The organism is Halopiger djelfimassiliensis (assembly GCF_000455365.1).
Lineage (GTDB): Archaea > Halobacteriota > Halobacteria > Halobacteriales > Natrialbaceae > Halopiger_B > Halopiger_B djelfimassiliensis.
The window spans coordinates 392958-405976 of sequence record NZ_HG315685.1; the positions used below are offsets into that span (position 1 = coordinate 392958).

The window sequence follows — 13019 nt, forward strand, 5'->3', positions numbered from 1 at the left end:
TCGTTCGAACCGTTCGTTTCCGACCGGGAGACGTTATCACAACGATGATCTCGGGACGGACTAGTATCGAACGCCCATCTGAAAGAAGACGTGACTTTCGTTTTACCAGGAATCGAACATAGGGCCGGGGTTAACGGCCGTTCGTCACGACTCATGTCCGGTGTGGTGACTGTACAATTATCCTGTAAATAACGACTCGATAGATGAACTTTCAGAAAGCGTCCCGAACGCAGGTGGAACCACAACCCGATATTCCAGCCACCGGTCTGGACCACTCATTCGCATTCGAAACCGTATCAGATCTGTAGTATACTCGAACCTGATATGTGTGATCGGTGGTGTCTTCGGCAGGTGCCGTTCGTAATTCGGGGAAATCGACATCTCACCACCGAAAGCCACGCCGGCGCTCGCCGCGACTCGATTTTTACAGCCGTATCGTTGTAATTGTCGGCGTGCCACACCGGCGACCGCCGTTCGTCTCTCGGCGGACTGTTTTCGACGATCTCGAATCGACGCTCGTCCCCGGAAGTACGGCTATCCATCCCCGTTCGATCACCCGTTAAATATCTCGACGCGATAGTAGCTTCCGATTATAGCGGATCGAAAGCGTGGTCGTCGACCGCCGCCGTCGTGTTCGGTTCGGTTCGGCTACCGAGATGTATGCATTGTTACGGTCGATTTATGACTCCCATACAGGTCAGCCGCCGTCGAACGCGAGGTCGTGTCCCGTGGCTCGTCCGGAATAGTCGAAACACTCTTTGAATAAGCTGAACCTACTCCGAGTAATGGCGGACACACCGAACCGGTCGATCCAGCGGGCGTTTACGATCATCGACGAACTCACGGCAACCGGCGGCTGTGGCGTCTCGGAACTGGCTGACCGTCTCGATTTGCCCGTCAGCACGGTTCACGACTACCTGCAGGCGCTCGTTATGTCGGGGTACGTGACGAAACAGGACGCGACCTACCGGACGACGACGCGTTTTCTCGAGGTCGGAAACCGACACCGCCACCGGCTCGAGGTGTTCAAGGCCGTCCGTGACGAACTCGAGACCGTCGCCGAGGAGACCGGCGAACACGTAACGTTGCTGATCGAGGAGAACGATCAGGCGGTAATCCTCGCCGTCCGAGAGGGGCCGGATGCGATCAACCTGTTCGCGTACCCGGGTGCGCGGATGCCGTTGCACGCGACGGCTCCCGGGAAGGCGATGCTCGCGCACATGTCTCCCGAACGCGTCGAGGGGATCATCGACCGCCACGGGCTTGCGGCGATGACGTCGCAAACGGTGACCGATCCCGAAACCCTCTTCGAGCAACTCGAAACGGTCCGCGAACGCGGGTACGCGGTCGACATCGGGGAACGCATCGCGGGCATGATCTGTATCGCGGCACCGGTACTCGACAGGCGCGACCGGATCCGGGGTGCGATCTGTGTCTGTGGGCCGCGAAGCCGACTCGACGAGCAACGTCGCGACGAAATCGCCGACATCGTCCAGCGGGCGGCGAACGTGACGCAGGTGAACCTCGATTACGTGTGATTCGCCCGCGCGATTCGGGTGAGTCCGCGCGGCCCTATCGGCCGGTGAACTCGGGGTCCCCGTCGCCGAAAAACGCCTCGACTCCGCGTTCGTAGTCGTCGGTGTGGGTCGCACCCGCGATGGCGTTCGCTTCCGCGGCCAGCTGTGACTCGAGGGAGCGGTCGTAGCTTTCGGTCAGCAGGCGCGTCGTCGTTCCGAGCGCGTGAGTCGGCCCGGCGGCCAGGTCGGCCGCGACCTCCGCGAGGCGGTCGTCGAACTCGTCGGCCGGGACGGCTTCGGTCGCCAGTCCCAGTTCGACGGCTTCCTCGGGGCCGATGGGATCGTCTCGGAGGACGATTTCCTTCGCGGCTCGGAGCCCGACCAGTCGCGGGAGGAAGAACGTGGCTCCGCCGTCGCCCGTCAGTCCGATGCCCGGATAGGCGAACTTCAGCGTTGCGTCGTCGCCGAGGACGAGGAGGTCGGGCATGAGCGCGAGGCTGAACCCGATCCCGGCGGCGATGCCGTTTACCCCGCCGACGACCGGCGTCTCCGCCTGGTGGAACTGGACGATCGCCTCGTGGGCACGGCCGGCCAGTCGCCGGAGTCGCGGCGCGTCCGACTCGTCGCCCGAAAGCTGGGAGAGGTCCGCCCCGGCACCGAAGAACTCGCCCTCGTGGGTGAGGACGATACATCGCGTCTCCGGGTCCTCGCCCAGCGTCGTGGCCGCGGAGACCAGTTCGTTGGCCATCTCCAACTGGAGCGCGTTTCGACCCGCGGTACTGTCGAGCGTGACCGTCGCGATCCCGTCGTCGTGCTCGACGGAGAGGTTGTCGTACGCCGTCATCTATCCGGTACCGTTTCGGTGATGTTGGTTAATTGTTCCCATCTCGTCGCGGCTCGAGAACGGCCCCAGTCGCGTCTTCGTCGGCACGTTTACTATCCCGCTCGCGCAATGGTCCCGGTATGGAGCTTTCAGACGAGCAGGAACTCATCGCGGAAACCGTTCGGGATTTCGTCGAACGGGAGGTCCGGCCCGCCGTCGACGACGCCGACGCGAACCAAGAATTTCCTGAAGCCGTCTGGGACGGTCTCGCGGAACTCGGCCTCACCGGGCTTACCGTCCCCGAGACTTACGGCGGGTTCGAGGCGGATCAACTCACCTACAGCATCGCCAACGAGGAACTCGCCTACGGCCACCTTTCGCTTGCGACGGCGCTGTCGGTCCACTGTCTCGCGACGTCGTGTATCAACGAGTTCGGCTCCGAGTCGATCAAATCGGAGTGGCTTCCCGAGATGGTCGACGGCCGCCCCGTCGGCGCGTTCGCCCTGTCGGAGGAAAACGCCGGCTCGAACCCCGCGGAGATGACCACCGAAGCCCGACTCGAGGACGGCGAGTACGTGATCAACGGCAAGAAACAGTGGATCACGAACGGCGAGCGGTCGGGCGTGGTCATCCTCTTTGCCAAAACCGACCGTGACGATCCCGACAGCGTCACGCAGTTTCTGGTTCCCAAGGACGCGGACGGCCTCGAGGTCGGCAAGAAGGAAGACAAACTCGGACTCCGGGCCAGCGACACGACGACGCTGCTGTTCGACGACGTTCGAATTCCCGAGTCGTACCGGCTGACGCCGGTCGGTGACGGCCTGAAAGCCGCGTTCTCTATCCTGACCGGCGGGCGGATCGCGATCGCCAGTCAGGCGGTCGGGCTGGCCCAGGCCGCCCTCGACGACGCGGTCGAGTATGCGACCGAGCGCGAGCAGTTCGGTCAGCCGATCAGCGAGCACCAGGCGATCGCCCACAAACTCGCGGACATGCAGACGGACGTGCAGGCTGCACGCCTGCTCGCTCGCGACGCCGCACGCCGGAACGAGGACGACGTCGATCCGATGGCCGCGAGCATGGCGAAGTACTTCGCCAGTGAGACGGCAGTCGACGTGGCAAACGAGGCCGTCCAGATCCACGGCGGCTACGGCTACACCAAGGACTTCGACGTCGAACGCTACTACCGCGACGCCAAGATCACGACCATCTACGAGGGGACCTCCGAGATCCAAAAGGAGGTCATCGCCCGCCACCTGACGGCCTAGGTTACTCGTACTCGTAGAACCCCGATCCGGACTTCTTCCCGAGTTCGCCGGCTTCGACCTTTCGTTTGAGCAGATAGGCGGGTTTGTACCGATCGCCGAGTTCCTCGTGGAGGGTCTCGGAGGCGTGCAGACAGATATCGAGGCCGATGTGATCGGCGAGGCGCAACGGCCCCATCGGCACGTTCGTTCCCAGTTCCATCCCCGCGTCGATGTCCTCCTTGGTGGCGACGCCCTCGTCGTAGGCCCGGATCCCTTCGTTGATCCAGGGCATGAGGATGCGGTTCGTGACGAACCCGGGTTTGTCGTCCGATTCCCAGGTCGTCTTGTCGAGTTCCGCGGCGAACTCGTGGGCGAACTCGACGACCGCCGGCTCGGTCTTCTCGCCGACGACGACCTCGACGCCGTCCATGATCGGTACCGGGTTCATGAAGTGCAACCCGACGACGTCGCCCGCCCGATCGGTCGCGCTCGCGATCGAGGTGATCGAGAGCGTGCTCGTGTTGGTCGCGAGGACGGCGTCGTCGGCCGCGATTTCGTCGAGGTCGCCGAAGATATCGCGTTTGACCTCGAGGTCTTCGACGGCCGCCTCGACGATGACGTCACAGTCGGCCAGCGCCTCGAGGTCGGTCGTCCCGGTGATGCGGTCGGGGATCCGCTCGGCCTCGTCGGTCGTGAGTTCGTCGCTCGAGACCAGCCGTTCGAGACTCGCCTCGATCGACTCGAACCCGCCGTCGACGAACTCCTGTTCGATGTCGCGCATCACGACGTCGTAGCCGTGGGTGGCGGCGACCTGTGCGATGCCACTGCCCATGGTTCCCGCGCCGACGACGCCGACGCGGTCGATCGTCTCTCGGACCATCGTCGGGTTCTGCTCGGACGACGAATATAAGTGTGCCGGCACGTTCCCGGCGTTTCGAATCGGCCGCAGTCGACCCGCCGGGCAGTCCGGTCAGGCGTGTTTCTCCCGTTCGCGCTCGCGCAGTTCGACCCGTCGGATCTTACCGCTCGAGGTCTTGGGAAGCTCGTCGACGAACTCGATCCGGCGGGGGTACTTGTAGGGAGCCGTCTCCGCTTTCATGAACGACTGCAGTTCGGCCTCGAGGTCGTCGCCGCCTTCGTAGCCGTCGGCGAGGATCACGTACGCCGCGACGACGCTGCCCCGTTGCTCGTGTGGGCTGTCCACGACGGCGGCTTCGGCGACGGCGTCGTGGCTGACGAGTGCGTCCTCGACCTCGAACGGCCCGATCCGGTACCCTGACGAGATGATGATGTCGTCGGCACGGCCTTCGAAGAAGAAGTAGCCGTCTTCGTCTCGCGAGGCCAGATCGCCCGTACGGTAGTACTCGCCCGAGAGTTTCGCCTCGTCGAGGTCGGGCTTCTCGTAGTAGCCGTCGAAAATGGCCGGCGAGTCGATCGGCACGGCGATCTCGCCGATCTCCCCCGTTTCGACTTCCGCGTCGGCATCGACGTCGAGGATCGTCGTCCCGACGCCGGGGGCGGGCTTGCCCATACTCCCCGGCTTGACGTCGATCCCGGGGTAGTTGGTCACGAGCGCGACCGTCTCGGTCTGCCCGTAGCCGTCACGGGGGGTCACGCCCCACGCCTCCTCGATGCGCTCGATCGGTTCGCGGTTGAGCGGTTCGCCGGCAGACAGCGCGTCACGCACCCCGACATCGTAGGCTTCGAGGTCGGCGTTTGCGAACATACGGTACTGCGTCGGGACCGCACAGAGGCGCGTGACGCCTTCGTCCTCGAGAAGCTGGAGGAACCGCTCGGGATCGAACTCGCCGTCGTAGACGAGCTGGGTCGCGCCGGTCGTGAGCCCGACGCCGACCGGACTCCAGAACCACTTCGCCCAGCCGGTCCCGGTCGTCGCCCACAGCAACTCGTTCTCGAGGTCGGTATCCTCGTCGATCCCCCACCAGTACGGCGCGTTGATCCGGTTGAAACAGTACATCCAGCGGTGTTTGTGCAGGACCGGTTTCGGCTTGCCGGTCGTGCCACTGGTGTAGTTGATCGACATCGGGTCTTCGGCACCGAGGGACGGCCCGTCGTACTCGGTCGGCCGATCGGCGACGACGGACCGATACGTCGACCACCGGTCGTCCGAACGGTCGTCGGTCCCATCGAGGACGATGACCCGCTCGAGCGGCGTGTCCTCGAGGACGGGCTCGACCATCTCGGTCAACGACTCGTGGACGACGATCGTCGACGCGTCACAGTCGCGGGCCCGAAACGCGATGTCGTTCGACCGGAGCATCGAGGAGCAGGGGACCAACAGCGCCCCGACCGAGAGCGCCCCCAGCTGGACCGCGAAGGCGTCCGGGTGGCGAGGAAACAGATGCATCACGCGATCGCCCCGACCGACGCCCAGTTGTGCGAGCCCGCTGGCAAAGCGGTACATCCCGTCCCGGAGGTCGGCGTACGTCCGTTCCACCCGCTCGCCCGACTCGTTCAGGTAGCGGACGGCGACCCGATCGCCGATCTCGTCGGCGTAGTCGGCGACGACCGACGGGATCGTGTACGTCTCCGGTACGTCCCATTCGAACGCCTCGACTGTGGCATTGTAATTCACACCCATGATTGGGCACATATCTCATACTGTAAGTAATAGTTTGTCGTTCGTGTCACCGCCGTCGAACCGGGACTCCGGCTCCGTGTCCGGTAACAACAACACTTTAGATTCTTGGCACTCATAGTCATACCAATGTTTGACCCAGACGAGATCGATCGGATCCGCGAGCAACGCGACCGATGGGAATCCGACACCCTCGAGCCGGTACTCGAGCGCCACGGCGAGCGCAAGGACCGGTTCGCCACGGTGTCGAACCACGAGGTCGATCGGCTGTACACCCCCGAGGATATTGCCGACCTCGATTTGGAGACTGATCTCGGGTTTCCCGGCGAGCCGCCGTACACGCGGGGCCCATATCCGACGATGTACCGCGGTCGCACGTGGACGATGCGCCAGTTCGCCGGATTTGGCACCGCCGAGGAGACGAACGAGCGGTTCCACTATCTCATCGATCAGGGCCAAACGGGGCTGTCGACGGCGTTCGACATGCCGTCGCTGATGGGGATCGACTCGGATCACCCGATGAGCGAGGGTGAAGTCGGGAAGGAAGGCGTCGCCGTCGACACCTTGCGGGATATGGAGATCCTGTTCGACGGGATCGATATCGGCGAGGTCTCGACCTCGTTTACGATCAACCCCTCGGCAGCGGTCATCTACGCGATGTACATCGCGCTGGCCGACCAGCAGGGCGTTCCCCGCGAGGAGATCAGGGGCACCCTCCAGAACGACATGCTCAAGGAGTTCATCGCTCAGAAGGAGTGGGTCGTTCCGCCCCGTCCTTCCCTCGAGATCGTCACCGACACGATCGAGTTCGCCGTCGAGGAGACGCCGAAGTTCCACCCCATCTCGATCTCGGGCTATCACATCCGCGAGGCCGGCTCGACCGCAGCACAGGAGGCCGCGTTCACGCTGGCCGACGGCTTCGCTTACGTCGAGGACTGTCTCGACCGCGGGCTCGAGGTCGACGAGTTCGCACCGTTGCTCTCGTTTTTCTTCAACTCCCACAACTCGATCTTCGAGGAAATCGCGAAGTTCCGCGCGTCGCGTCGCGTCTATGCCCGGGTCATGGAGGAGTGGTACGGGGCGTCGAAACCCGAGTCCAGACGGCTGAAGTTCCACACACAGACGGCGGGCCAGTCCCTGACCGCCCAGCAACCGCTCAACAACATCGTCCGGGTTACCATTCAGGCGCTCGCGGGCGTTCTCGGGGGGACCCAGTCACTCCATACGAACAGTTTCGACGAGGCGCTTGCCCTCCCCAGCGAAAAGGCAGTGCGCGTCGCTTTGCGGACCCAGCAGATCATCGCCGAGGAGTCCGGCGCGGCCGATATCGTCGATCCGATGGGCGGCAGTTTCGCGATCGAGGCGCTTACCAACGAGATGGAAGCGGAGATCATGGACTACATCGAGGAGATCAAAGCCCTCGGCGACGGCTCGGTTCGCGACGGCGTTCTCGCGGGCATCGATCAGGGCTACTACCACCGGGAGATCGGCGAAGCCAGCTACGAGTATCAGCAACGCGTCGAGCGCGGCGAGGAAGTCGTCGTCGGGGTCAACGAGTACACGATCGAGGAGGATACCTCCCCGGAAATCCTCCAGATCGACGGCACGACGCGCGAGCGCCAACTCGAGCGGCTCGAGCACGTCAAGGACGAACGCGACGACGAGGCCGTCGACGCGACGCTCGAGGCCCTCTCGGAGGCCATCGAAACCGACGAGAACGTGATGCCGTCCATCGTCGACGCGGTGAAAGCGTACGCGACGATGGGCGAGATCATGCAGGTGTTCGAGGACCACTACGGCTCCTACCAGGAGGAACTGACGCCCGTCTGAGACGCCGATCACGCGGCGTCGGAAGCGGTCTCTCGCTCGAGGACGAACGTACACTCCTGCGAGATGTCCTCCCCGACCGGAACGGGTTCGGTTCCGGCTTTCTCGAAGCCGAACTCCCGGTAGAAGCGCTTGCCGAGTTCGTTCGCGTCGAGGACCATCGCCTCGATCCGATCGACTCCCTGCTCGAAGAGGATGCGACACGTCTCCTCGAGCAGCCGCGTTCCGAACCCGTCGGTACGGTGGTCCGGAGCGACGTACACGCGAAGGATCGTCCCGTCGGTCGCATCGACGTTCCAGGTCGCGTGTGCGAACCCGACGACCCCGCCGTCCCGTTCGGCGACGAGCACGAGCGCTCGCGTCCAGGCGATGGCGTCACGGAGGCGGTCTTCGGCGTACCACTCGTCGAGTCCGTCCCGGATCGAGTCGCGGCTCAGAAACTCGGGATAGTCGGTCGTCCACGACTGCTGTGCGACGTTCTGGATCGCCTCGATGTCGTCGACCGTCGCTTCGCGGATCGCCATGTGCAACCAACACCACAGACGGAATTAGTGTTTTCTCCGCCGTCGAGTGTCGACCGGTGACGAACGCGCGGTCATGCCCTCACCGCCTATTATAGGATAATATATGGGGACAAACTAATACCTAGTGTGGTTGAACTCAATATGGGAATGAAGAATAATCAGATATTTTGTAGCTATGGAAAGCGAATATCCTAGCCGACTATATAGTGGGTGTCTGCGCGATTGGATTAGGGATCGAAGGCTATCTCGGAAATATTGTGGGAATAGTGGTATAAAATGGAGGTAGTCGACAGAAATATGCAGTTATGGTTGTAACTTTCAGATATCTATACGCGAATCCGCCTTACTGCCGCTAACCGTCTGTAACGCTCGAGAAATGCGGTACGTCTCCGATCGCTCGACCGGTCCACCCATGTCTAATTCTATCTATATATCGAAGTTCAAAGTACTACTACGAAAAGAGGTGTTTGTTAGAGTACTCCTCAATCACGTCCGGACTCTCCCTTCGAACGCTTGCGTCGGAGCGGCTCGTCGCACACACGCGATCAGCGTGAGCCGTCGGCTGTTCGGCCGGAGTCGTCGGGAGAAGTGAATGAGGGGATTCGAACGGCAGCGACCGACGTTGGTACTCCTCTGGGCAGTACCGGGTTACTCCCTCGAGAGAAGTGGGCCAACTCGGATTTGAACCGAGAGCCTCCACCTTATCAGAGTGGCGCTCAACCTAATTGAGCTATTGGCCCGCGTCCGCACTCAATAGTTGCTCGGTGGGATGTTTAAGCGTTTCTTTCCATCGGGGCCGTGCGAACCGCTACCGCGTGAACGTGTCGTCGGAGTCGTCGTCCGTGTCGTCGGATTCGAAATCGATTCGGTAGGACTCCTCGTCGCCGGTATCGACGGTGTAGGCGTCCGTGCCGAGATCGTACGTTCCGCCGTCGGTCGATTCGGTGCCGGTGGTCGACCCGTCGCGTCGTTCTCCGTCCGGGAAGCCGTAGGTCCAGACGGTGCCGCTCACGAAGCCATCGGTTTTCTTGTCGGCGTAGGGGACGATCACGTATCGTTTGAGCGCCATCCGGATGGGGATCCGCGTGAGCGGGACCACGAGCAGGAACCCGAGCAGGTCGGTTACCAGTCCGGGCGTCAGCAGGAAGGCTCCGGAGGCGATGAGCAGTCCGCCGTCGAGCAGCTCGTTCGTCGGCGGTTCCCCTCTGGTGAGGGTTCGTTGCATCTTCCGGATGGTTCGTCTCCCCTCAGCACGGACGAGCAACATGCCGATGAGTCCGGTCAGGACGACGAGCAGCACCATCCCCGCCCATCCGATGTAGCTGGTCTGACTGACAACGATTGCGAGGATCACCGCATCGAGGAAGGGGATGAGCAATAACGCGAAGAGCCACCGGAGCATACCCCGATATAGCCGGCGGAGGATCAAAACCCTTTACTCTCGTTGCGAGCGCCGGGTTCAGGATGTCGTTCGTTCCGTGTGTTTTGACGCCCTGTTTCGTTCGATCTGTCGTACTATCACGAACGATGACGTCATTGTGGTACTCGGATCACCATCACTTTTATTAAACTAATGGAATTATTGAATGTCGTAGTAAATTATATATCTCGTCTAGCGTCTTGTACTAGTGCAATGCAATCGAATGCAAGCATGCTCAACCGACGGCGGTTCATGGTCGGGACGGGCGCGGCAGTGGCCGGCAGTGCAGTCACATCGTCGGCCGGTGCGAAGAAGGGGAAACGAGCCACGAAGAACAACGGACGCGGTTCGCGTAACGATCGGGCAACGGTCATCGCCCACCGAGGTTTCGCGGGTGCGTATCCCGAAAACACCGTCGGAGCGTTCGAACTCGCGGCGAAAGGCGGCTCCAACGACCGTGCTGCAAACCGTGGTGCGGACTGGATCGAACTCGACGTCTACCCGACCGCCGACGGCGACATCGCGATCTTCCACAACCGCGAACTGGGCGGAGAGACCGACACCGAGGGCAAGATCTACGACCTACCCTCCGAGGAGGTCTTCTCGGCGGAAGTTCTCGAGAGCGGGGAGACGATACCGTCGCTCGAGGAGGCGCTGGACGCGATCCCGAACAGCGTCGGTGTGAACATCGAGATCAAGGTCGCAGCCGAGGAACTCGACTGGGCGTGGGGCGCGACGGATCCGAAGTACTACGACCGTGACGACCCACACGACTACGACCATCCCGAGGAGGAACTCGAGCAGTGGCAGTGGCTCCAGACGATGGTCGACATCGCGGCCGAGTACAACAACGAGATCCTGCTGTCGACGTTCTGGGAGGGTGCCATCTGGGCGCTCGAGAACGACATCGACCACGACTTCCCGGTCGGGTTCCTGATGTGGTACTCCATCCGGGAAGGCCTCGACATGGCCGACAAGTACGACCTCGCCGCACTCAACCCGTCGACGGGCATGATTCAGGGAACATCGATGTTCGACGCGGAAATGTACGCCGACGAAACCGACGTCGACCTCGTCGCCGAAGCACACGATCGCGACCTCCCGGTCAACGCCTATACGGTCGAAACCTGGCACGAAGTCGAAGAACTCATCGACGCCGGCGTCGACGGGCTCTTCCTCGACTATCCGGGCATCGTTCGCTGGGGCGCGCTGTAGGACGACCGCCGACTATCGAGCCAACGCATTTTTGATCGGGAACTGAGCCCGATTCGACGCGGACGACTGTCGCCAAACGACGCGAGACAGCTACCGGCAAGCGCCGTCTCGAGCGGTCGTACGTGGCGAACGAAGCCCTTACCCCGATACCGACCCTCGAACCGAGTATGGATGACGTCACGCGGGTCGAGTGGCGCGAATGGGGTCAGGACGCCTTCGACGCGGCCGAGCGAGACGAGATCCCCGTGTTGCTCTCGCTTACCGCGACGTGGTGTGACCACTGTCACGAGATGGACGAAGCGACCTACGGGGAGCCACGGATCGCGGCGAACATCAACGACAGTTTCGTCCCGGTCCGGGTCGACGTCGACCGTCGCCCGCGCGTACGTGATCGATACAACATGGGTGGCTTTCCGTCGACGGTCTTTCTCGCCCCCGACGGCAACGTTTTGACCGGCGCGGGGTATCTCGGCCCCGACGGGATGCGTCAGGTGCTCGACAGCGTCCGGACGATGTGGGAGACGAAAGGCAGCGGTGCTGCCCGTATCCCGCGCCCGCTCCGGGAGGATAATCCACCCGCCGGCGACCTCACCGGCGACATCGAAGCCTCGATGCTCGGCCAACTGACCGAGACCTACGACGAGGTCGCGGGCGGATGGGGTGACAGCCCGAAGTTCCCGTTGCCCGACGCGCTCGAGTTCACGCTCAAGCGCGACCGGGAGATGGCGCTGCGGTCGTTCGACGCGGTGAGTGCGAACCTGCTGGACGAGTACGATGGCGGGTTTTTCCGGTTTGCGACCGACCGCGACTGGGCGGGACTGCAACGCGAGAAGCTACTGGACTCGAACGGGGCGCTCGTGCGTGCGTTCGCGAACGCCTACCTGCACACGGGCGACGACGAGTATCGCGAGCCTGCCGAACGGACGATCGAATTCCTCACGACGACGCTGTGGAACGGCGATGTCGACGCCTTCGCGAACAGTCAGGCCCCCGGGGAGCCGGATGCCTACAGCCTCGACGCGACCGACCGTACAGCGGCCCCGGAGCCGCCGGTCGACGAGAGAGTTTTCGCCGGCCCGAACGCGCTGGCGATCGAGGGGTTGTTGACCTACGCCGCCTACACCGACGACGACCGCGCCCGTCGGTACGCCGAGCGTGCCCTCGCGACGCTTCGCGAGGACCTGATCGAGGACGGCGTCGTGGCTCACGCACACCCCGCCACGATCGAGCGCGCCGATGTGGATGTGGACGATCCGGCGTGTCTCCTCACGAATCAAGCACGGGCGCTGGCTGCCCTGACGACGGCCGCAACCACCCTCGAGACGGGCGCTCTCGCCGATGCAACCGCGGTTGCCGACGCGACGATCGACCGGCTCCGCGACGGGGACTCGTTCCACGACGGGCCGGCTGTGGGGGCCGGCTTGCTCGATCGGCCGCTTCGACCGCTGGACGCAAACGTCTCGTTCGCCGACGCACTCGTCGACCTCGCCGTTCTCACCGGCGACGAGCGCTACCGCGATATCGCCCGGGAGACGCTCGAGGACTTCGCGGGCGCGAGCGATCGGTTCGGCGTCCAGATCGCCCGGTACGCGACGGTTACGTCCCGGCTGCTCGAGGGACCGCTCGTGATCTTCGTCGGTGACGAACCCGGGTCGGAACTCCACCGCGCTGCGGTACGGCTCGCGGACCACGAGAAAATCGTCGTCCCGGATTCGACCGCCGATCTCCCGTCGGGAACGGCGCGGGTCGAGCTGGGTGAGCGAACGTCCGACCGGGCCGAAACTCCGGAGCAGTTGAGCGAACGCGTCGGCTCCGTTCTGGAGTGATCTCAGGGTCCGCACACTCCGATT

The 13019-nt window shown here is 63.1% G+C and carries 10 protein-coding genes and 1 tRNA gene; 5 read left to right on the forward strand and 6 right to left on the reverse strand.

What is annotated here, in order from left to right:
• The first annotated feature begins 785 nt into the window (after positions 1 to 785).
• Positions 786 to 1538, forward strand: a complete 753-nt coding sequence (locus tag TX80_RS07790) for an IclR family transcriptional regulator (protein ID WP_049922553.1) — start codon at positions 786 to 788, stop codon at positions 1536 to 1538.
• Positions 1539 to 1572: 34 nt separating this feature from the next.
• Here TX80_RS07790 and TX80_RS07795 read toward each other — a convergent pair whose 3' ends face one another.
• On the reverse strand, positions 1573 to 2361 hold the full coding sequence (locus tag TX80_RS07795) for an enoyl-CoA hydratase/isomerase family protein (RefSeq protein ID WP_049922554.1): 789 nt from the start codon (positions 2359 to 2361) through the stop codon (positions 1573 to 1575).
• Between the two features lie 119 nt (positions 2362 to 2480).
• On the opposite strand from TX80_RS07795, the gene TX80_RS07800 reads away from it, so the two are divergent.
• Entirely contained in the window at positions 2481 to 3605 is a 1125-nt protein-coding gene (locus TX80_RS07800) for an acyl-CoA dehydrogenase family protein (protein ID WP_049922555.1), read from the forward strand.
• 1 nt (position 3606) lies between these two features.
• Here the strand turns inward: TX80_RS07800 and TX80_RS07805 are convergent, their stop codons facing one another.
• Positions 3607 to 4464 carry a 3-hydroxyacyl-CoA dehydrogenase family protein gene (locus TX80_RS07805; RefSeq protein ID WP_049922556.1) on the reverse strand — a complete coding sequence of 286 codons (858 nt, stop codon included), beginning with the start codon at positions 4462 to 4464 and terminating at the stop codon, positions 3607 to 3609.
• 90 nt (positions 4465 to 4554) lie between these two features.
• Positions 4555 to 6186, reverse strand: coding sequence for an acyl-CoA synthetase (locus tag TX80_RS07810; protein WP_049922557.1), 1632 nt, complete (start codon positions 6184 to 6186; stop codon positions 4555 to 4557).
• Between the two features lie 126 nt (positions 6187 to 6312).
• Between TX80_RS07810 and TX80_RS07815 the strand changes: the two genes are divergently transcribed.
• On the forward strand, positions 6313 to 8013 hold the full coding sequence (locus TX80_RS07815) for an acyl-CoA mutase large subunit family protein (RefSeq protein ID WP_049922558.1): 1701 nt from the start codon (positions 6313 to 6315) through the stop codon (positions 8011 to 8013).
• A gap of 8 nt (positions 8014 to 8021) precedes the next feature.
• Here the strand turns inward: TX80_RS07815 and TX80_RS07820 are convergent, their stop codons facing one another.
• From TX80_RS07820 to TX80_RS07830, 3 genes are all read right to left on the reverse strand, one after another.
• Entirely contained in the window at positions 8022 to 8534 is a 513-nt protein-coding gene (locus tag TX80_RS07820; RefSeq protein ID WP_049922559.1) for a GNAT family N-acetyltransferase, read from the reverse strand.
• Between the two features lie 666 nt (positions 8535 to 9200).
• Positions 9201 to 9274: transfer RNA gene (locus tag TX80_RS07825), tRNA-Ile, on the reverse strand.
• Between the two features lie 68 nt (positions 9275 to 9342).
• Positions 9343 to 9936: an FxsA family protein gene (locus TX80_RS07830; protein WP_049922560.1), complete on the reverse strand. Its 594-nt coding sequence runs from the start codon at positions 9934 to 9936 to the stop codon at positions 9343 to 9345.
• Positions 9937 to 10167: 231 nt separating this feature from the next.
• On the opposite strand from TX80_RS07830, the gene TX80_RS07835 reads away from it, so the two are divergent.
• Both TX80_RS07835 and TX80_RS07840 read left to right on the forward strand, forming a co-directional pair.
• Positions 10168 to 11169 (forward strand): glycerophosphodiester phosphodiesterase, encoded by a 1002-nt coding sequence (locus TX80_RS07835; protein ID WP_230198693.1) that lies wholly within the window; start codon positions 10168 to 10170, stop codon positions 11167 to 11169.
• 167 nt (positions 11170 to 11336) lie between these two features.
• Positions 11337 to 12995: a DUF255 domain-containing protein gene (locus tag TX80_RS07840; protein ID WP_049922562.1), complete on the forward strand. Its 1659-nt coding sequence runs from the start codon at positions 11337 to 11339 to the stop codon at positions 12993 to 12995.
• Positions 12996 to 13019 lie beyond the last annotated feature (24 nt).

Bases quoted from the DNA above. Each gene is read 5' to 3' on its own strand.
- TX80_RS07790 (WP_049922553.1), top strand. From the start codon at position 786: ATGGCGGACACACCGAACCGGTCGATCCAGCGGGCGTTTACGATCATC.
- TX80_RS07795 (WP_049922554.1), bottom strand. From the start codon at position 2,361: ATGACGGCGTACGACAACCTCTCCGTCGAGCACGACGACGGGATCGCG.
- TX80_RS07800 (WP_049922555.1), top strand. From the start codon at position 2,481: ATGGAGCTTTCAGACGAGCAGGAACTCATCGCGGAAACCGTTCGGGAT.
- TX80_RS07805 (WP_049922556.1), bottom strand. From the start codon at position 4,464: ATGGTCCGAGAGACGATCGACCGCGTCGGCGTCGTCGGCGCGGGAACC.
- TX80_RS07810 (WP_049922557.1), bottom strand. From the start codon at position 6,186: ATGGGTGTGAATTACAATGCCACAGTCGAGGCGTTCGAATGGGACGTA.
- TX80_RS07815 (WP_049922558.1), top strand. From the start codon at position 6,313: ATGTTTGACCCAGACGAGATCGATCGGATCCGCGAGCAACGCGACCGA.
- TX80_RS07820 (WP_049922559.1), bottom strand. From the start codon at position 8,534: ATGGCGATCCGCGAAGCGACGGTCGACGACATCGAGGCGATCCAGAAC.
- TX80_RS07830 (WP_049922560.1), bottom strand. From the start codon at position 9,936: ATGCTCCGGTGGCTCTTCGCGTTATTGCTCATCCCCTTCCTCGATGCG.
- TX80_RS07835 (WP_230198693.1), top strand. From the start codon at position 10,168: ATGCAATCGAATGCAAGCATGCTCAACCGACGGCGGTTCATGGTCGGG.
- TX80_RS07840 (WP_049922562.1), top strand. From the start codon at position 11,337: ATGGATGACGTCACGCGGGTCGAGTGGCGCGAATGGGGTCAGGACGCC.